We start from the raw sequence: 19,393 nt of genomic DNA on the forward strand, positions 1-19,393 counted from the left end.
CGGGTGTGAGTGCGGACGATCGTGTGCGGCGTGGTCCGGACACGGCGGGAATAGCATGAATCGGCCAACATCGGCCGGTTGATGGCGAGGATCGAGCATGATCGACGAACAGGACCTGGCTCTCGTGCACGCGCTGCAGGTCCGGCCCCGCGCCGCGTGGACGGAGCTCGCCGAGGTGCTGGGGTGCACGCCCGCCACCGCGGCCCGGCGCTGGGAGCGGCTCAGCCGCGGCGGTGCCGCGTGGGTGGCGGCCGTGCCCGGTCCGCACGCCTCGGCCTTCGTGGCCTTCGTCGGACTGCGGTGCGCCGCGGGCCGGCGGCGGGACGTCGCCGCCGCGCTGGCGGAGGATCCGGCGGCGGTGACGGTCGAGATCACCGCGGGTGGCCACGAACTGGTCGTGGAGGTCGTCGCACCGGACGTCGCCGCGTTCGGCCGGTACCTGCTCGACCGGGTCGAACGGCTCCCGGGCGTCACCTCGTCGTCGGTGACCGTCGCGACGTCGATCGTCGGCGAGGCGAGCCGGTGGCGGCTGGACGCGCTCGACGCCGGGCAGCTGGGCGAACTCGCCACCGCCGGACCGGGGAGGCGACCACCCCGCCGTCCGTCCGATGTGGACCAGCGGCTGCTGGTGGAGCTGGGGCGGGACGGCCGGATGCCGTGGCACCGGCTCGCCGAGCGCACCGGCACCAGCGCGGCCACCGCCCGGCGGCGCACCGAACGGCTGTTGGCCAGCGGGGAGGCCGTGCTGCGGTGCGACATCGCGGCCCCGCGGTTCGAGTGGCCCGTGACCACCTACCTGTGGTGCCGGGTGCCGGCCCCGGACCTGGACGGTGTGGCGCGCTCGCTGACCACCGCGTCCCGCGTCCGGTTCGTCGCCACCCTCGCGGGCGCGCACAACCTGCTGGTCACCGCCTGGCTCCGCGCGGTGGAGGAGGTGCACCGCCTGGAGGTCGACCTGGCCGCGCGGCACCCGGCCCTGGAGGTGCTGGACCGCACGATCACGCTCGAATCCCCCAAGCGCATGGGCCGCGTCTTCGACGGCACCGGACTCGCCGTCCGCACCGTCCCGCTCGGTCCGTGGGGTCACCGGGCGGACCCGAGCGATCCCCGGGACGACGAATAGCCCTTTTCCGGATCAAGTCCGAAAAACCTCCCGGCGACGGGCAGAACGCCCGCGCCGGATGCACCGCCGAGACAGCCGCGACGACCGGCGAAGACCACCCGCGGCGGCGCGGGGAGAATCCCGGAATCCGAAAACGCGCCGGGCACTCGCGCCGGTGCCGGATCTCGGCCGTCCGCCACCTGTTGACCGCGACGTGAACGGTGGCTAGCCTGTCGCGCAACGAAATATACATTTCGGTATACGAAACCGGGTGTGGCAGCGAAGCCCCAGGTGAGCGCAAGGAGAGCCGCGATGGCCGAACGCAGCGCGGTTGCACGACACCGGTCCCGCCACGTCCGCGGGGTCGCGGCACGACGCCCGGCGGCGGGCCGCACCGAGCGGCGCCCCGGTCACGCCGCGGTCGCCGAGCGGACGGAACCCGACCGCTCTCCGCTCACCGGTGTCGGAGCACCTCACCGACATCGCTCTTCCGGGGACCTCCTCCCCTGCTCCACACTCGGCTGACCGACGCACCCCGGCACGCACCGAGTCCGAGCCCCGCTCGGAACACCACCACCTCCCTCCGGAACCACCGACAGTTCCCCTGCGGACAACCCGGGAGCAACCACATGACCGCCACGGAAAGCAGATCGACCGTGGACGGGGCCGGTACCGCCAGCACCGCCCTGTACAGCTACGACCTCGCCCCGACGAAGAAGGAGGGGCGCCGCTGGGGCGCCTACAACGTCTTCACGCTGTGGGCCAACGACGTGCACAGCCTCGGCAACTACGCCTTCGCGATCGGCCTGTTCGCGCTCGGCCTGAGCGTGTGGGGGATCCTGCTGGCCTTCCTGCTCGCCTCGGCGCTGCTGTTCGGCCTCCTGACGCTGTCGGGCTACATGGGGCACAAGACCGGCGTGCCGTTCCCCGTCATGAGCCGCATCGCGTTCGGCATCAGGGGCGCGCGGATACCGGCCGCCGTCCGCGGCGTGGTCGCCATCGCCTGGTTCGGCATCCAGACCTACCTCGCCTCGTCCGTGCTCGACGCCCTCATCGTGGCCATGTTCCCCGGACTGCGATCGTGGGAGGACCACTCGGCACTGGGGCTCTCGGCGCTCGGCTGGATCACCTTCCTGGCGCTGTGGGCGGTGCAGGTCCTCATCGTCAGCTACGGAATGCACGTGATCCGGCGGTACATGGCGGTCGCCGCACCGACCACGCTGATCACGATGTGCGCGCTGGCCGTCTGGATGTTCGTCCGGGCGGGCGGTTCGATCTCGCTGTCCACCGCGCACCCGCTCACCGGCGGCGCGATGTGGCTGCAGGTCCTGCAGGGCGCCGCGCTCTGGGTCGTGATCTACGGGACGTTCGTGCTGAACTTCTGCGACTTCACCCGCTCCGCCCGCAGCCGCGGGGCGATCGTGCGCGGCAACCTGGTCGGCATTCCGGTGAACATGCTCTTCTTCGCCGGGATCGTCGTCGTCCTCAGCGGCGCGCAGTTCAAATTGGACGGACGGGTGATCACCAGCCCGACCGACATCGTGCAGACGATCCCCAACCTGGTCATGCTGGCGTGCGCCTCGGTCGCACTGGTCGTCCTGACGATCGCGGTGAACCTGCTGGCCAACTTCGTGGCGCCGATCTACGTGCTGGTGAACCTCTTCCCGCGCAAGCTGAACTTCCGCCGGGCGGGCCTGGTCAGCGCGGTCATCGGGCTGGCGATCATGCCGTGGAACCTCTACGACAACCCCGTGGTGGTGAACTACTTCCTCGGCGGCCTCGGCGCGCTGCTCGGCCCGGTGTTCGGCGTCATCATGGCCGACTACTGGCTGCTGCGCCGGGCCCGCGTGAACATCCCGGACCTCTACCGCGAGGACCCGACCGGCGACTACCACTACCGGAACGGCTACAACGCCCGGGCCATCGGGGCGTTCGTCCCGGCCGCCGCGATCGCGGTCACCGTGGCGCTGGTGCCGGTCTTCCACCTGGTCGCCGGGTTCTCCTGGTTCGTCGGAGCGATCCTCGGCGCGGTCATCTACTCCGCGATCGGCGATCGCACGCGCGTCTTCCAGGACGTGGACGGCGAATCCATCGCCGTCGCCGCCGAGTGACGCACCGCTGTCAGTCCACCTGAGACACGTTGCGGTCCGGACTCCGCTCCGCCGCAGGAAAGTCGAACCATGCGCATCCTCGTCGTCAACGTCAACACCACCGAGTCCATCACCGGGTCCATCGGTGCGCAGGCGCGCGGCGCCGCCTCGCCCGGGACCGAGATCGCCGCGCTGACCCCGTCCTTCGGGGCGGAGTCCGTGGAGGGCAACTACGAGAGCCACCTCGCCGCGATCGCCGTGATGGAGGCCGTCCGCGAGTACCCGGAGCACTTCGACGCCATCGTTCAGGCCGGGTACGGCGAGCACGGCCGGGAGGGGCTGCAGGAGCTGTTCGACGTCCCGGTCGTCGACATCACCGAAGCGGCCGCGAGCACCGCGCAGTTCCTCGGCCGCACCTACTCGGTGGTGACCACTTTGGACCGGACCATCCCGTTGATCGAGGACCGGCTGCGCCTGGCCGGCCTCGACTCCCGGTGCGCGTCGGTGCGGGCCAGCGGTCTGCCGGTGCTCGACCTGGAGGGCGACCCGGCGGCCGCCGTCGACGCCATCACCGAGGAGGCGGTCCGTGCCGTCCGGGACGACCGGGCCGAGGTCATCTGCCTCGGCTGCGGCGGCATGTCCGGGCTCGCCGATCGCGTGGTCGAGCGCACCGGCGTCCCGGTCGTCGACGGCGTGACCGCGGCCGTGGCGATCGCCGAATCGCTCGTCCGGCTCGGCCTGACCACGTCGAAGGTCCGCACCTACGCCCCGCCGCGCCCCAAGGCGATGACCAACTGGCCGCCCGCCGCGAGCCGCGCGCGGCTGAACTCCACTGTGGACTGAAAGAGGTGACCCGTGCGGGAGGGGCACCGGCCCCTCCCGCACGGGTCACGACGCCGACCGGCAGCTGCTGGAGCGGCGGACCACAGCGACTTCGCAACGGAGCGCGATTCCGCGTCGTTTCGGGGAAATCAGCTGGCCAGGAGGGTGTTTCCCGGAGATCAGCGGGAAGTTCGCCGCCGCACGTTCGCCGCCGCCGCGGTGACCAACAGCAAACCCGCGAGGCCGACCAGCCCGGCGCCGAGCGAGGTCGCGGCGGCCAGCGAACCGACGACCAGCGGTCCCCCGGCGTCGCCGAGCTCGCGACCGACCTCCGCGGCCCCCATCGTCCGGCCGAGCCGTTCGGCCGGGGTGGCCGCGGCCAGGTGGGCGAAGGCGATCGGCGTCGCCAGCCCGGTCCCGGCCCCGACCGCGACGGCCGCGATCACCAGGCCCACCGCGGCGGGCAGCAGCGCCGCCGCGGCGATCCCGGCCGCGGCCAGCACCAGCCCGGCGGTCATGCCCGCGCGGTCGGTGACGCGGCCGCGGTCGCGGGCCCGCCCGGCCCACGGCTGCACCAGCGCCCCCACCGCGGCCAGCAGCGACACGATCGCGCCGGTCACCAGCGGTCCAAGCCCGAGCCCCACCACGGGCAGGAAGCCGACCCCGGCCGCCAGTGCGGCGGTCGCCCCGGCCAGCGTCGCCGTCGGGCGCAGGAAGCCGCCGTCGGTCAGCCGGCGCAGCAGGCCCAGCACGGTCTCGCGGCTGCGCGGCAGCGGCGCGAGCGCCGGGACGACCAGCACCGCCCAGCCGGCCACCGCGAGCGCCAGCGCGGCGAGCACCGCGAACAGCGCCGAGTACCCGCCGACGGTGATCAGCGCTCCGCCGAGGACCGGGCCGAGCGCGTAGCCGAGCCCCTTCCACGCGCCGTAGCCGCCGAACGCCCGCCCGTGCCGGGAGCCGGGCGACAACCGCGCGACCAGGGCGCTCGCCGCCGGCGAGAACGCCGCCGCGGCCGCGCCCTGCCCCAGGCGCGCCGCGCCGACCGCAGCGGGGTCACCGGCCGCGACGAAGGCGGCCGAGGCGCCGCAGAACGCCAGCAGCCCGCCCAGCAGCACGGGTCGCGCCCCGACGCGGTCGGCCAGCGCCCCGAACACGGGCTTGAGCAGGACCTCCGCGCCGTCGTAGACGGCCAGCAGCACGCCGACGGCCAGCAGCGAGCCGTGCTCGCGCGCCACGAGACCGCCCAGCCCGGCGGCGATGCTGTGGGCGCCGAACGCGGTGACGAACCCCGCCGCGTACAGCGGCAGCAGCCGGATCCGCGAGCCCTCGGTCACGGTTGCGCGCCCTGCTCCGCGAGCTCGTCGATGGCGTCGACGAGCTGCTCCAGAGCCGGTAGCGACGCGGTGAGCAGGTGCTGCCAACCGGGGTGCAGCCCGCCGGCCGCCGCGCGCAGGATCGCCGCGTTCGTGGCCTGCCAGTGCTCGACGGCCTCCCGGCCCGCCCCGGTGAGCTCCAGGGCCGCGGTCCGCCGGTCGTCGCCACCCGCGGTGCGGGTCACCAGACCGCGGGTGCGCAGGCCGTTGACCAGCGTGGTCACCGAGTTCGGCGCCAGCCGCAGCAGCCTGGCCACCTGGCTGGGCCGAGCGCCGGGGTTCTCCGCCAGGCAGGACATCAGTTCCAGCTGGGCGACCGACAGCGTGTTGCCGGGGTCGGCGGTACGCGCGGCCCGCCGCATCGCGCGGCGCAGCCGGGCGACGACGTCCGCGAGCGGAGTGGCGGTCTCGGTCACGCCGACTCCCGCGCGCACGAGACCGCCCCGGCGACCGCCAGGACGCCGCACACCGCCAGCGCGGCCACCGCCACCTGCGGCCCGGTGGCACCGCCGAGGTGCAGGGACAGCGTCACCAGCGCGATCCCGAGGGCGCTTCCCAGGCCCCGTGCCATGTTCACCATGCCGCCTCCGGTCGCCGACATCTGCGAAGGGATACCACCCATGATCGACGAATTGTTCGCCGGAATGAACACCCCCAGCCCGAGACCGAGCAGGAACAGCATCGCCGCGACCCACGGCGCCGAGCCCGGGGCGAGCAGCAGCAGCCCGCAACCGAGGGCGGACACCACCGCGCCGAGCACGGTGCGGCCGTGCACCCCGAGGCGCGCGGGCAGCAGCCGGTCGACGAGCACCGCGGACACCGCGAACCCGGCGGGCAGGCAGGTCAGCACCGGCCCCATGCCATCGTGCGTGCCCAGGACCTGCGGGAACAACGTCAACGGCCCGAACAGCACGAGGTAGCCGCACAGCGCTCCGAGCAGGCCCAGGGACACCACCCTGGGCCGCAGCAGCCGGAGGTCGACCAGCGGGTGGGCGGCCCGGCGCTCCCAGCGGACCAGCCCGGTCAGCGCCGCCACCGCCACCGCGGCGGGCACGGCGGCGACCCAGGCGGGCAACCCGAGCCCGGACACGCCGGACAACGCCAGCAGCAGGGCCGCGGACCCGCCCGCGAGCAGCACGAGCCCGGGGAAGTCGAACCGCGCGAGCGGCGCCCGTTCCCGGGTGCGCGGCAGCAGGTACCGGCCCGCGGCCAGACCGAGCACCCCCACCGGCAGGTTCACCAGGAAGACCCACCGCCAGCCCGCGGTGTCCACCAGCAGCCCGCCGAGCGCGGGGCCCAGCGCCAGCCCCAGCGCCTGGGCCGCGGCCTGCACGCCCAGCGCGGCCCGCATCCGCGACCGGGGCACGCTGCCGACGACCAGGGCCACGCTGTTGGCCTGCAACATCGCCGCCCCGACGGCCTGGACCAACCGGAAGACGACCAACCAGCCGAGCCCGGGCGCGAGCCCGCACGCCACCGACGCCGCGGTGAACACGCCGAAGCCCCAGACGTACATCAGCTTCCGGCCGGTGGCGTCGGCCAGCCGTCCGGCGACCACGAGCAGTCCGACCAGCGCCAGCAGGTAGGACAGCGACACCCACTGCACGGCGGCCAGCGGCGCCCGGAACTCCTGCTGCAACGCGGGGAAGGTCAACGTCACGATGCTGGCGTCCAGCTGCCCCATGAACGCCCCGAAGCACACCGTCGCGACCGCGAACCAGCCCGCGCGCGGGTGCTCGCGCACCCGTCGCGGCCGTGGCCGCTCCGCCAACACCGCCATCGAACCTCCTCCCGGATACCGGGATTTGATTCTATGGCAGAACTAGTTTGCCACTCAGAAGCAGAGATGGACTTCACAAGATCAGTTGAACTACGCGTGAATCGAACGTCTCCGTCGATCAACCTCATTCTGTTGCAGAGTCATAACGGGGACGCACACCCCGATGGCGGGCAACCACCACCCGCGTCGGACGGCGCACGGGACCCGCCGCGCGGATCCGCTACGCGCCGGCCGAGCGGTCGTCGACGACGACCTTGACACCCACTCCGTCCACTTCGGACTGGGGCGCGGGACTTCCGGCGGGGTGGGGGATGCGGCCGTCGGTGGCCAGGCCCGCCGCGTCCAGCGCGGCCGAGCAACTGCTGATCCGCTCGGCCAGCGTGTGCAGCGCGGTGCGGGTTTCCTGCTCGCGCTGTTCGAGTTCGGCGTGCCTGCGGTCGATCTCGGCGAGCACGCGGCAGCGCAGTTCCTCGGTCTGCGCGTCCCGCTGCTCGCAGCGCTGCTTCGTGCGCTCCAGCATGGCCTCGGCGTGCTGCTGCGCGACCGAGGTGATCCGCTTGTACTCCTGGCTGATCCGGCGCCGCAGCCGGTGTTCGCGGTGGTGCTGGGCGGCGCGCGAGGACGACTGCTCGTGCTCCAGCCGCGCCCGGCGGGTCTCCAGCTCCCCGGCCAGCTCGGCGCAGTCGGCGCGGGTCTCGGCGGCGACCCGCTCGGCCTCGGTGATCAGGTCGGCCGCTTGCTCCTGGGCGTGGTCGAGGATGGCCTCGGCGCGCTGCTCGGCGAACTCCACCGCCTCGGGATCGCGCCACGTCTCGTCGGTCGCGCGTTCCAGCGCATCCTGGAGTTCGCGGATGCGGGTTTCCAGCGCGTCCAGGTGCCCGGCCACCTGCTTGCGATCGAAACCCCGGAACCGCGTGCCGAATTCGGGCCGGGCCGGAACCACGTCGTCCATCACGACTCCATCCCCCTCACCGGAGCACGTGCGCGGAAGATTCTTTCGGCGCCCCAAGCGGTTTCGCGTCGAGGGCCGACTCCGACCATCATTCGCGGGCTGCCGGGAGCGAGCGAGATCGAGTCGTGTTCATCACTCGTCGGAGTGACCGGAGTGGAGTTCGGCGGCCGGGTCGGCGCTGATCTGCTCGGTGTCGGTGTCGTAGTCGTAGAGCTCGGCGTAGCGGCCCCAGTCGACCGCGATGTCGAGCTGTTCCCGAGCGGCGGCGGCCGAGAAGCTCTGCCGCAGCAGGTCGAGGAAGAAACCGGCGCGCAGGCTGCCGCGCGAGCTGGCGGCCAGCGCGGTGCAGATGGTGCGCACCAGGGGCGCGCGGTGCCGGACCTGCTCGGCGAAGATCTCCTTGCTGCGCTGGATGTCCGCGGTGGTGAACTCCTTGCCGACCGGCGTGATCACCAGGTCCCCGCCGGAGACGACCAGCAGGTCGAGCATGGCCGCCGCGTCCACCAGCGGCAGCAGGTCGTCGACCTGGAAGTTCAGGTCCGCGGCCGTGTCGGGCAGGTCGGCCCGGCCGCCCTTGGCGTGCACGATCTCCACCAGGCCGGCGAGACCGCCGACCGAGGCGTTGGGCAGCGGCCGGGCCTTGGGGGTCGCCTCGGTCGGCTCCGGCACCGCCTCCCCGGGCTCGCGGCCGGTGAGCAGGTCGTAGAGCCGGTCGACGAGCGCGGAGAACGCGGGCCCCTTGCGGTCCCGGGGCCTCGGCAGCTCGACGGCGATCTCGGCCCGCACGTGACCCGGGTTGGCGCCCAGCACCACCACCCGGTCGGCCAGCAGCACGGCCTCCTCGATGTTGTGGGTGACCACGCACACCGACCGGGTGGGGAAGTTCTCCCCCTCCCACAGCGCCATCAGCTCGCTGCGCAGGTTCTCGGCGGTGAGCACGTCCAGCGCGGAGAACGGTTCGTCCATCAGCAGCACGTCGGGTTCCAGGACCAGGGCGCGGGCGAACCCGACGCGCTGGCGCATGCCGCCGGACAGCTCCTTGGGGTAGGCCGACTCGAACCCGTCCAGGCCGATCAGGTCGATGGCCGCCAGCGCGCGGCGGTGCCGCTCGTCGGGCCGGACCCCGCGCGCGGCCAGCCCCAGCTCCACGTTGTCCTGCACGGTCAACCACGGCATGAGCGCGAAGGACTGGAAGACCATCGCCGCGCCCGGGTTGGCGCCGTTGAGCTCCCGGCCCCGGTAGCGGACGGTGCCGCGGGTGGGCGGGATCAGCCCGGCGATGGTGCGCAGCAGCGTCGACTTGCCCGAGCCCGAACGGCCGAGCAGCGCCACCACCTCACCGGCGCGCAGGTCGAGGGTGATCTCGTCGAGCACGTGCAGCTCCTCGCCGGTGGAACCGGGGAAGCTCTTGCTGACGTCCTCGACGCTGACGAGAACTTCGGGGCGGGACATCGGGGATCCTTCCGTCAGGACAACGAGAAGCGGCGCTCGGCCAGCCGGTGCAGACGCCGCCAGAACAACCGGTTGAGGCCGACGACGTAGCAGCTCATCACCGCCACGCCGATGAGGATCCGACCGGCGTCGCCGACCGAGGTGGCCTCCGAGATGTAGGCGCCGAGGCCGGTCGCGGTGAGCGTGGTGCCGTGGTAGCTGACCACCTCGGCGACGATCGAGGCGTTCCACGCCCCGCCCGCCGCGGTGATGCCGCCGGTGACGTAGCTCGGGAAGATCGCGGGCAGCACCAGCCGCCGCCACCACAACCGCCGGGGCAACCGCATATCGGCGGCGGCCTCGCGCAGGTCGTGCGGGATCGCCGAGGCCCCGGCGATGGTGTTGAACAGGATGTACCACTGCGCGCCGAGCGCCATCAGCAGGATGCCGCCCCAGTCCAGGCTGATCCCGGTCAGCTCCAACCCGGCGGTGACCAGCGGGAACAGGAAGTTCGCCGGGAAGCTCGCGAGCACCTGCACCACCGGCTGGGCCAGCCGGGAGACCTTCGGGTTCAGCCCGATCCACACCCCGATCGGCACCCACACGAGGGTGGCGACCACCAGCAGCGCCACGACGCGGCCGAAGGTGATCAGCCCGAGCAGCAGCGCGTGCCCGACCTCGCCGAAACCCGCGGTGCCCGCGATGAAACCGAGCATCCGGCTCAGCCCGTAGGCGATGACCAGCAGCACCGCCCCGGTGAACACGACGTCGCCGACCCGCCGCCGCGCGAGCGGCGTCCGCAACGGGTGCTCGGCGAGCCCGAACACGCCCATGATCCGGTCCAGCGGGAACACCAGCGGCCCCAGCACCCGCCCCAGCAGCTCCGGGACGCGCGACCGCCGCAGCACGCCGAGCACCAGGCTGCGGGGCGTCTCGGCGGCCTCGGACTGCTCGACGCGGAACCGCTCGGCCCAGGCCGTCAGCGGCCGCCAGAACACCACGTTCACCCCGACGACCAGAACGATCATGACGCCGATCGCCAGCAGCACCCGGTCGATCCGGCCGTGCTCACTCGCGGCGGCGACGTAGGAGCCGACGCCGGGCAGCGCGTACTGCTGGTTGTTCACGCTCAGCGCCTCGGACGCGGTGAGGAAGAACCAGCCGCCGCCGAAGCTCATCATCGCGTTCCAGACCAGCGGGATCATGCCGCTGGGCACGTCGACGCGCCAGAACCGCTGCCACCGCGACAGCCGCAGCAACCGGGACGCCTCGTCCAGCTCGCGCGGCTGGGAGACCAGCGAGTGGTAGAAGGCGAAGGTCATGTTCCACGCCTGGGAGGTGAAGATCGCGAAGATCGACGCGCACTCCAGGCCCAGCTCCGAGCCCGGGAACAGGGCGATGAACCCGGTGATCGTCACCGACAGGAAACCCAGGATCGGCACCGACTGGAGCACGTCCAGCGCCGGGATGAGCACCTTCTCGGCCCGCCGCAGCCGCGCCGCGGCCGTGGCGTAGACGAACGTGAACAGCACCGCCAGCACCAGCGCGACGAACATCCGCAGCAGCGACCGCCCCGCGTAGTACGGCAGTTCGGCCGGGTCGGTGGACACCTCCGCCGGCGCGGTCGCCGGGTTCCACGGCACGGCGACGCCGTGCGCGAGCCGCACCACGAGCCACAGCAGCGCGGCGGCTCCGGCGAACACGACCACGTCGGCGGCCGTGCGGCCGGGTCGCACGAGCGCCCCGCGGCTGGGGAAGGTCCGCAGCAACGACACGCTTCACCTCCTTCCTCGCGCCGATCACGGCCAGACGACGCGACGACGCGCGGCACGGGTCTTGACCAGCTGCGCCGCCACGCCGTACGCGGTCAGCGCCACCACCAGCCAGATCAGGTACGAAGCCGGCAGCGGTCGCAGGTGCAGCAGCCCGGCCGGCGGAGTGAACGGCAGCAGCAGCCCGACGGCGGCCACCGCCGCGGCGGCGAGCACCACCGGCCGCGCCGGCGGGTTGCCGCGCAGCGGCGCGCCCCTGGTCCGCAGCACCAGCACGACGAGCACCTGGGACAGCAGCCCCTCCACGAACCACCCCGTCTGGAACAGCGCCGGATCGCCGCCCGCGCCGAAAGGCCACCACAGCACGGCGAAGGTCGCCAGATCGAACACCGAGCTCAGCGGTCCGAACAGGAGCATGAACCCGGCCAGTCCCGCGGTGTCCCACCGGCGGGGCGCGCGCAGGTAGTCGGCGTCCACGCGGTCGTGCGGCAGCACCAGCTGGGCGGCGTCGTAGAGCAGGTTCTGCACCACCAGCTGGATCGGCAGCATCGGCAGGAAGGGCAGGAAGACGCTGGCGGCCAGCACGGTCAGCACGTTGCCGAAGTTCGACGCGGCGGTGATCTTGACGTACTTGAGCGTGTTGCCCAGCGTGCGCCGCCCCTCGACGACGCCGCGGGCCACCACCGCCAGGTCGGAGTCGGTCAGCAGCAGGTCGGCCGCCCGCTTGGCCGCACCGGTCGCTCGCTCGGCGGCGATGCCGACGTCGGCGACCCGCAGCGCCGGGGCGTCGTTGACGCCATCCCCGATCACGCCGACGACGTGCCCGCGGGCGCGCAGCGCGGCCACGATCCGCGTCTTGTGGGCCGGGGTGACCTCGGCGAAGACCGTGGTGCGCGCGACCATGCGGCGCAGCGCGGCGTCGTCGGCGGCCTCGACGTCCCGGCCGGGCACCACCTCCCCCGGCGGCACGCCGACCTGCTGCGCCACCCGGGCGGCGGCGTGCTCGTTGTCGCCGGTCACGATCGTCACCGCGACGCCGTGCCGGGACAGGGCGCGCACCGCCTCCGCCGCGCTCTCCCGCACCGGGTCGACGAACCCGACGAACCCGACCAGCGTCAGCGCGAGCTCGTCGGTCTCGTCGTAGGGGCCGGGGCGCGCGGGCAGCCGCCTGGCGGCCACCGCGAGCACCCGCATGCCGCGCTGGGCGTGCGCGCGCACCACGTCGCGGCTGCGCAGCCGCCCGGTCCGGTCCAGCTCGACCGCGTCCTCGCCGCGGCGCAGGTGCGTGCACCGCCGCAGGACCTCGTCCGGATCCCCCTTGGTGATCAGCAGGTGCTCGTCCTCCCGCTGAAAGACCACTGTGGACAGTCGGCGGGCCGGGTCGAAACCGATCTCGTCGACCTTGCCGTACAGCGCGTCGGCGAGCAGTTCGGCACCGGGTTCGGCCAGCTGCGCCGCGACCGCCTCGTCGAGCCGGTTGTGCGGCGCGTCCTGGAAGCGCACCGCCAGCCAGGCGTACTCGGCGGCGTCCTCGCAGACCCGCCCGTCGGCGTCGACGCTGTGCGCGAACACCGCGCGGTCCTCGGTGAGCGTGCCCGTCTTGTCCACGCACAGCACGTCCATCGCGCCGAGGTCCTGGATCGCGTTCAGCCGGGTGACCACGACCTGGCGGCGCGCCAGCCGGCTCGCGCCGCGGACCAGGTTGCCGGTGACCACCACCGGCAGCATCTCCGGCGTGAGCCCGACCGCGACCGCGGCGGCGAACAGCGCCGCCTGCGCCCAGTCGCCGGTCACCGCGCCGTTGACCGCGAGCACGATCGGCACCATCACCAGCGTGAACCGCATGAGCGTCCAGCCGACGGCGCGGACGCCGCGGTCGAAGCTGGACTCCGGCCGCGTCCGGTCGGCCTCGGCGGCCAGCGCCCCGAAGCAGGTTTCGCGCCCGGTGAAGACCACCACGGCGGTGGCGGTACCCGCGACGACCGAGGTGCCGGTGAAGCACAGCGACGGCGCCCCGAACAGCCCGGCCCGCGCCGCCCGGCGCCGCCGGGGCTCCGACGCGGACGGGGGGCGCTTGTCCACCGGCAACGACTCGCCGGACAGCCCCGCCTGGTCGACCTTGAGGCCGTGGCTGCTCACCACCCGCACGTCGGCGGGGACCACGTCCCCGGGCCCGAGCACCACGACGTCGCCGGGGACGAGGTCCTCGACGGGCACCTCCCGGTCCAGCGGTGCGTGCCCGGCCTCGGCCCGGCGGCGCACCGACGCGGTGGTGCGCACCCTGCTCTGCAACGCGCGCGCCGCGCGGTCCGAACGCAGGTGCTGCCAGGAGCGCAGCGCGATGGACAGCACGACCACGACCGCGACGGTCACCGCACCCCGCGCGTCACCGACGACGACGAACACCCCGGCCAGCGCGCTCAGCAGCGCCACGAACGGGCTGCGCACCGCGGCAGCGGCGCGAGCGGCGAAGCCGGCCTCCGGCCGGGTCTCGACGACGTTGTCGCCGTGGCGCCGCAACCGGTCGGCGGCTTCGGCTTCGGTGAGCCCCTTCGGCGAACTCGCCAGCGACCGGTAGACCGTGAGCGCGGGGGCGTCGGTCAGCTCGCGCAGCAGTGCGCCCCCGTCGTCGCGGGAGATGGGCGCGGTCGTGGTCATGCGGGCGGTCCCTCCTGGTGGTTTCGGTGGACGTCGAACGCCACGCGGAACCGCCCGGACTGCCTACCCGGCCGCGCTGGGTCCCGCGTGCTGGTGGTGGCTACTACTTCCCTCGCCGGTCACCCCGGCACACCTCCTTCCGCACGCGGGTTGGCGCCCACCCACTCGGGCGACGGCCGCCGCCCAGTACACCGGACGAGGCCGAAACAGTCAAACGCTTGTAAGAATGTTTTCCTGTCAGTCACGCTGGGACCACCGCGCGAAAGGACGACGCCCGTGCAGGCAGACCCGCCACCTGCGACGCCCGAGGTGCTGCAGGACACCGCAGCCATGTTCGGCATGCTCTCGGCGACGGTACGCCTGCACATCCTCTGGCTGCTGGCCGCGGGCGAGCGGGACGTCGGCGGCCTGGCCGCCGAGCTCGGCCAGTCGGTGGCCACCGTCAGCCACCACCTCGGCAAGCTCAAGCTCGCCGGACTGGTCCGCGCCCGCCGCTCGGGCAAGCACCAGATCTACCTCGTCGACGACCCGCACGTCGTCGAGATCGTCCGCCTCGCCCTCGCCCACCAGAGCGGCCTGCGCGAAGCCCCGCGCCGCCGCACCGGCACCTGACGGGCGCGGCGGTCAACGCCTGTTCCCCAAGCGCTCGAAGAATCCCTGGTCCTAGTCGTTCTCGACCGAGAAGACCCACATCGCCACGACGTGACCGTCCTGCCGCCAGGCGATGCGCGCCTGGCCGTCGCGGAACGTGCCGACCAGGCGCAGCGCGCCCGGCCGTCCGGTGGTGGCCTCGGCGTCGGCCGGACCGTCCGGGACCAGCGGGACGTTCGCGCCGGAGTCGTCGCGCACGTCGAAATCGGCCGCGTCCAGCCGCACCTCCCCGGAGCCGGGAGCCGCGGTGATCTCGATCGCGCCCCGCGCCGGACCGCCCGGCCGCTGCCCGCCCGGCGCATCCGGCCCGGTGGTCGTGACCACGGCCTCGCCGCCGGGCAGGGACACCCGCACCGGCGCACCCATGGCGATCAGCTGCGGCTTCCCGAGCGAGGCGGCGACGGGTGCGGGCGGCCCCGGTTCGGCGCTCGGGACCGGCACGCGGCCCAGCCGCCGCACAGTGTCGGCGGCGTCCTCGCCCGCCGGACCGCCCGCGCACCCGGCGAGCAGTCCGGCCACCAGCAGCAGGCCCGCGACGATCCGGCGCACGCCTCAACGCCCCTGGACGGTCTCGTAGGTCGGTCGCGTCGGCCGGTCCACGCCGCCGGCCGTCGCCGGGTACACCTCGCGCTGGTCCCCCGGCCGGGCCGGCGGCAGCGCGCGTCCCGACGGGTTGTTGTAGACGTCGTTGCCGAACGGGCGCAGCCCGTCGGCCCCGGCGTAGCCGAGGTGGCCCCGCCCGTCCGCGCCGCCGGAGCGGATGCCGAACAGGTCCTCCATGCTGCGCAGCCAGCTGTAGTGGTTGTACGGCTGGTCGGTGACCGAGCCGGGCTTGGTGAACCTGCTGATGACGACCGAGCCGGTGATCCCGCCGCCCGGCGTGGTGTCCTGGCCGAACGCCTGGTGCCCCGGCTGCGCGGTGTTCGGCCCGGGCAGCTCGTTGCAGCAGGCCACCACGGACTGCGCGGTGTCGGTCGGGGTGTTCAGCGCCGGGTCGGCGTTGCCCCGGTAGTCGGCGATCGAGTTGCCGTACATCCGGTAGGGCGGGAACCCTTCGTCGAAGACGATCTGGATCATGCCGTCGTGCTGGAACGCGGGCGAGGACATGATCATCGGGATGTACTTCTTCAGGAACAGGTCCGCCGCGTACAGCCCGCCCTGGTGGTTGTTCGGGTCGCCGGAGAGGTTGTCGCCCTTGCACGTCGAGTCGTGGGCGTCGGAGCAGTTGTTCGGCGTGATCCAGGAGAACCGCGGCGTCGTGGCCTCGCTCCTGAGGTCCTGCGCCAGGCCGCTGAGGGCGGGGTGCCCACCCCCGGCCGGCCGTCCGTCGAGCGGCACGACGGCGCGGCAGTCGGCCGGATCGTCGATCAGCGAGTGGAACCACGCCGTCGGGTTGTGCTTGGCCACGTACTGGTCGGTGGCCGTGGCGCTGCCCGGCGCGGGAGTCCCGCCGCCTGCCGGGCTGCCGGGAATGCCGCACTGGTACGGGTTTTCGCGCCCGGGGTCGTTGCCCATGTCCTGCATGTACGCCTTCCACGGCACGCCGGCCGCGTCCAGCTGGTCGAACAGGGTCGGGACCTGCTTCGGGTAGACGCAACCGGACGAGGCGTGGACCTGGCCGTCGGCGGCCGGCGTTCCCGGCGAGACGTCCTTGTACTGCGGGCAGTCGTCCTGCGTGTCGGGCGTCGGCGCCTGCCCGGAGACCGCGCTGATGTAGTTGTCCTGGCTGTAGTGCCCGGTTCCGTGGTACTGCCGCATCAACAGCCCGTAGGACGGCAGGGTCTTCCAGAGGTAGTCGTTCTGGTTCAGCCCGGTGAACGTCGACTCGTAGGACTTGTTCTCCAGCATGATCGTCCACACGTGACCGATCCGCGGCGGGGCGAACCCGCCGCTGTCCGCCGCGGCCGACCCGGCGCCGACGAACACCGCGACGAGCGCCGCGACAGTGCCGAACACCTCCACGCGCCGCGCGATCCGGCGCCCCGCTCTCCTCAACACCGCGCAACCTCCGCACGCACTCGCTGAACCGGTACCCACCGGCCGCGCAGCAGCGTAATCGCCGCGCACGAGGCGGCCCATCGCCCGAATCCGCCGCACAACAGCCCGCTGACCTGCGGTTTCACCGGGACGCGAGATCCAGTCCGCCGATCCGGCGCGCTGCGTCTTCGCCAAGAGTTCGCCTGCCGGTCACCTCCCTCCCGCACGGTCCACTGAGGAGCACCGAGCCGGAAAACCGGCTCGACGCACCGACTACCGTGGGACGGGTGATCAGACTCGCGCTCAGCACGGACCTGCCGACGCTGCGGGAGGTGGAGCGGGCCGCCGGTGCGGCGTTCCGGGAGATCGGCATGGCCGCGATCGCCGACGACGAGCCGCCGGACCTCGACGTCCTCGCCCGGTACCAGGCCGCCGGGCGTGCGTGGGTGTGCGCGGACGGCGACGACGTGCCGGTGGCCTACCTGCTCGTCGACCGCGTCGACGGCCGCGCCCACGTCGAGCAGGTCTCGGTGCACCCGGCGCACTCCCGCCGGGGCCTCGGCGCACGGCTGCTCGACACCGCGCAGCGGTGGGCGCGGCGCGAGGAGCTGGCCGGGCTCACGCTCACCACCTTCGCCGAGGTGCCGTGGAACGCCCCGTACTACCGGCGGCTGGGCTTCCGCGAACTCGCCGACGCCGAGCTCACCCCGCAGCTGCGCGCGCTCCGGCGGCACGAGGCCGAGCAAGGGCTCGACAGGTGGCCGCGGGTGGCCATGTTCCGCGACCGGTGACGGTTCCGGGGAACAAAATGCTCGTTCGACTCCGCGCCGGTTCCGTGCACGGGGCGTGACCGACGACCGATCTCCGGTGGGCCGCGCGACTACCGCGCGTCGCCGGGTTACCCCATTTGCCGGAGAACACCGCGAACCAATGTGGACCGCGGCCGAAATCGGTTGAAAAAACGTTGGGACGGAACGGGTTTGGCGCCCATCCGGTTGGGAAAGCCCAGGTTTGGGTCCAGTTCGAGCTTCACCCCGAACCCGGGGCTGGGGGTTGGACCCGTCGTAGTGGAACAACGATGTTCTAGGAGCGATCATGGGTGTCTTCAACGGAATCGCGCCCGCCTGGGGCGGCTGCCGTCGTCGCTTCCGGAGCTGCAGCGGCTGGGGCGGCTGGGGCGGTTGGGGCGGCTGGGGCTGCCGCAGCCGTCGTCGCGTCTCCATCAGCATCCGCTGAGCGTTGACGGGCAACGGGCGGCGACCCTGCGCGGGTCGCCGCCCATTCCGTGTGCACACCCGGCCCGCCCAGCCGCGGGTCCGGCGACGAGCGCGCCGTCCGGACCGGGACGGGCGGGGCGAACGTGCCGACCACCACAACGATTCCGCCCGCCTCGCTGCCGCCCGCCCTCGAAGGCGCCCCGCCGCAGCGGCGCCGGTCCGGCTGCTCGGCCGAGCGGGGAGTTGCCCCCGCGCACCGCGCGCGGGTAGAAAGCCCGGAGATCACAGCCCGGGCACCGGGTCGTGAACCCGGCGAAAGGTGCTGTTCACGCGGGATTGCCGCGGCGGTCGTCCGCCCCGGCCATCATCCGCTCGCGGCGCCACGCGCCGAAGCACCGCAGAACGAAAGGAAACTCCCCGTGTCCACAAGCGACTCCCGGCGGTCCGGCCCGAAACGCGCGCTGCGGGCCGCGGTCGCCGTGGCGGCGGTCACCGCCGCGCTGGTCGGTTCGCCGGCGATCGGCGCCGCCGCGCCCGCTCCACCGCACGCGCCCACCTTCGACGCCGAGGGTCACCGGGGCACCCGCGGGCTGCGGCCGGAGAACACCCTCCCGGCGTTCGACGAGGCGCTGCGCATCGGTGTCAGCACGCTGGAGATGGACACCGCGATCACCCGGGACGGCCAGGTCCTGGTCACCCACGAACCCGTGGTGACACCCCTGCTGTGCCGGGACACCGCTCCGGCGTTCCCCGGCGACCGGGCCTACCCGTACGTCGGCAAGGCGGTCCACGACCTCACGCTCGCCCAGATCCGCACGCTCGACTGCGGCACCCGCCGCCCGGCCAACCCCGCTGACGACCCGTTCGCGGGCACGCAGCAGCCGGTCCCGGGCACGCGCATGCCCACGTTGGACGAGGTGTTCCGGCTCGCTGAGCGCGACCACGCCGACGGGGTGCGGTTCAACATCGAGACCAAGCTGGACCCCACGCAGCCGCAGCAGACGGCCGACCCGCTCACCTTCACCAACAAGGTGATCCAGGTCATCCGCCGCCACCACGCGATCGACCGCAGCACGCTGCAGAGCTTCGACTGGCGCAGCCTGCGCATCGCCGAGCGCGTCGCGCCGTCGCTGCGCGCTCGTCGACGCTTCCACCGCGCAGGTCGGCAAGCCGGGCCCGTCTCCCTGGCTCGGCGGGATCGACGTCGACGACCACCACGGCGACGTCGCCGCGGCGGCGCAGGCCGTGCACGCGCAGGTGCTGTCCCCGGACACGGCTCTGGTGAACCGCGACCTGGTGACCGACGCGCACGGCCGCGGCCTGCCGGTGCTGCCGTGGACGCCGGACGACCTGCCGGAGATGAACCGGCTCATCGACGCCGGTGTGGACGGCATCATCACCGACTACCCGGACCGGCTGCGGCAGGTCATGGCCGAGCGCGGCATGCCGCTCCCGCGCCCCTACCCGGCCGGGCGCTGACTTCCCGTGGCGGTGCGGGGTTCGACACCCCGCACCGTCCACTGTGTCCACCCGTTGCGACGGCCGTCCCGGGATTCGGTGCTGTTACG

Annotated in this window: 16 protein-coding genes and 1 pseudogene; 8 read left to right on the forward strand and 9 right to left on the reverse strand. The window is 73.2% G+C overall.

The window, feature by feature from the left end:
- The first annotated feature begins 97 nt into the window (after positions 1-97).
- The 3 genes from NV263_RS21175 (at position 98) to NV263_RS21185 (ending at position 4,035) form a co-directional block, all read left to right on the forward strand.
- On the forward strand, positions 98-1,123 hold the full coding sequence (locus tag NV263_RS21175; RefSeq protein WP_263248302.1) for an Lrp/AsnC family transcriptional regulator: 1,026 nt from the start codon (positions 98-100) through the stop codon (positions 1,121-1,123).
- A 608-nt stretch (positions 1,124-1,731) separates the two neighbouring features.
- Complete coding sequence (locus NV263_RS21180) at positions 1,732-3,213, forward strand: NCS1 family nucleobase:cation symporter-1 (RefSeq protein WP_263248303.1); 1,482 nt, start codon at positions 1,732-1,734, stop codon at positions 3,211-3,213.
- 69 nt (positions 3,214-3,282) lie between these two features.
- Positions 3,283-4,035, forward strand: coding sequence for an aspartate/glutamate racemase family protein (locus NV263_RS21185; RefSeq protein ID WP_263248304.1), 753 nt, complete (start codon positions 3,283-3,285; stop codon positions 4,033-4,035).
- 158 nt (positions 4,036-4,193) lie between these two features.
- Here NV263_RS21185 and NV263_RS21190 read toward each other — a convergent pair whose 3' ends face one another.
- The 7 genes from NV263_RS21190 to mgtA all read right to left on the reverse strand — a co-directional run bounded on the left by NV263_RS21190 (position 4,194) and on the right by mgtA (position 13,980).
- Positions 4,194-5,348, reverse strand: coding sequence for an MFS transporter (locus NV263_RS21190; RefSeq protein WP_263248306.1), 1,155 nt, complete (start codon positions 5,346-5,348; stop codon positions 4,194-4,196).
- Complete coding sequence (locus tag NV263_RS21195; RefSeq protein WP_263248307.1) at positions 5,345-5,803, reverse strand: MarR family winged helix-turn-helix transcriptional regulator; 459 nt, start codon at positions 5,801-5,803, stop codon at positions 5,345-5,347. Before NV263_RS21195 ends, NV263_RS21190 begins: the two co-directional genes overlap by 4 nt.
- Entirely contained in the window at positions 5,800-7,167 is a 1,368-nt protein-coding gene (locus tag NV263_RS21200) for an MFS transporter (RefSeq protein WP_263248309.1), read from the reverse strand. Before NV263_RS21200 ends, NV263_RS21195 begins: the two co-directional genes overlap by 4 nt.
- A 220-nt stretch (positions 7,168-7,387) precedes the next feature.
- On the reverse strand, positions 7,388-8,119 hold the full coding sequence (locus NV263_RS21205) for a hypothetical protein (RefSeq protein WP_263248312.1): 732 nt from the start codon (positions 8,117-8,119) through the stop codon (positions 7,388-7,390).
- A gap of 132 nt (positions 8,120-8,251) precedes the next feature.
- Positions 8,252-9,571 carry an ABC transporter ATP-binding protein gene (locus NV263_RS21210; RefSeq protein ID WP_263248314.1) on the reverse strand — a complete coding sequence of 440 codons (1,320 nt, stop codon included), beginning with the start codon at positions 9,569-9,571 and terminating at the stop codon, positions 8,252-8,254.
- Between the two features lie 14 nt (positions 9,572-9,585).
- Positions 9,586-11,325: an ABC transporter permease gene (locus tag NV263_RS21215; RefSeq protein ID WP_263248315.1), complete on the reverse strand. Its 1,740-nt coding sequence runs from the start codon at positions 11,323-11,325 to the stop codon at positions 9,586-9,588.
- Positions 11,326-11,349: 24 nt separating this feature from the next.
- Entirely contained in the window at positions 11,350-13,980 is a 2,631-nt protein-coding gene (gene mgtA / locus NV263_RS21220; protein ID WP_263248317.1) for a magnesium-translocating P-type ATPase, read from the reverse strand.
- 276 nt (positions 13,981-14,256) lie between these two features.
- Between mgtA and NV263_RS21225 the strand changes: the two genes are divergently transcribed.
- Entirely contained in the window at positions 14,257-14,592 is a 336-nt protein-coding gene (locus tag NV263_RS21225; RefSeq protein WP_263248319.1) for an ArsR/SmtB family transcription factor, read from the forward strand.
- 51 nt (positions 14,593-14,643) lie between these two features.
- Here the strand turns inward: NV263_RS21225 and NV263_RS21230 are convergent, their stop codons facing one another.
- Together NV263_RS21230 and NV263_RS21235 are read right to left on the reverse strand one after the other, a co-directional pair.
- The gene (locus tag NV263_RS21230; protein ID WP_263248320.1) at positions 14,644-15,180 is read right to left on the reverse strand and encodes a hypothetical protein; all 537 of its coding nucleotides are present in this window, start codon (positions 15,178-15,180) and stop codon (positions 14,644-14,646) included.
- 3 nt (positions 15,181-15,183) lie between these two features.
- On the reverse strand, positions 15,184-16,629 hold the full coding sequence (locus tag NV263_RS21235) for an alkaline phosphatase family protein (protein ID WP_263248321.1): 1,446 nt from the start codon (positions 16,627-16,629) through the stop codon (positions 15,184-15,186).
- A gap of 266 nt (positions 16,630-16,895) precedes the next feature.
- On the opposite strand from NV263_RS21235, the gene NV263_RS21240 reads away from it, so the two are divergent.
- From NV263_RS21240 to NV263_RS21255, 4 genes and pseudogenes are all read left to right on the forward strand, one after another.
- Entirely contained in the window at positions 16,896-17,399 is a 504-nt protein-coding gene (locus tag NV263_RS21240) for a GNAT family N-acetyltransferase (protein WP_263248322.1), read from the forward strand.
- Between the two features lie 304 nt (positions 17,400-17,703).
- A complete protein-coding gene (locus NV263_RS21245) occupies positions 17,704-17,844 on the forward strand; it encodes a hypothetical protein (protein WP_263248323.1) in 141 nt (46 codons plus the stop codon).
- A 460-nt stretch (positions 17,845-18,304) separates the two neighbouring features.
- Positions 18,305-18,907, forward strand: a pseudogene (locus NV263_RS21250) (glycerophosphodiester phosphodiesterase family protein); the annotation flags it as partial.
- Positions 18,908-19,070: 163 nt separating this feature from the next.
- Positions 19,071-19,304: a glycerophosphodiester phosphodiesterase gene (locus NV263_RS21255; protein ID WP_263248324.1), complete on the forward strand. Its 234-nt coding sequence runs from the start codon at positions 19,071-19,073 to the stop codon at positions 19,302-19,304.
- Positions 19,305-19,393 lie beyond the last annotated feature (89 nt).

This window comes from Saccharopolyspora rosea, assembly GCF_025643595.1.
Taxonomy (GTDB): Bacteria; Actinomycetota; Actinomycetes; order Mycobacteriales; family Pseudonocardiaceae; genus Saccharopolyspora; species Saccharopolyspora rosea.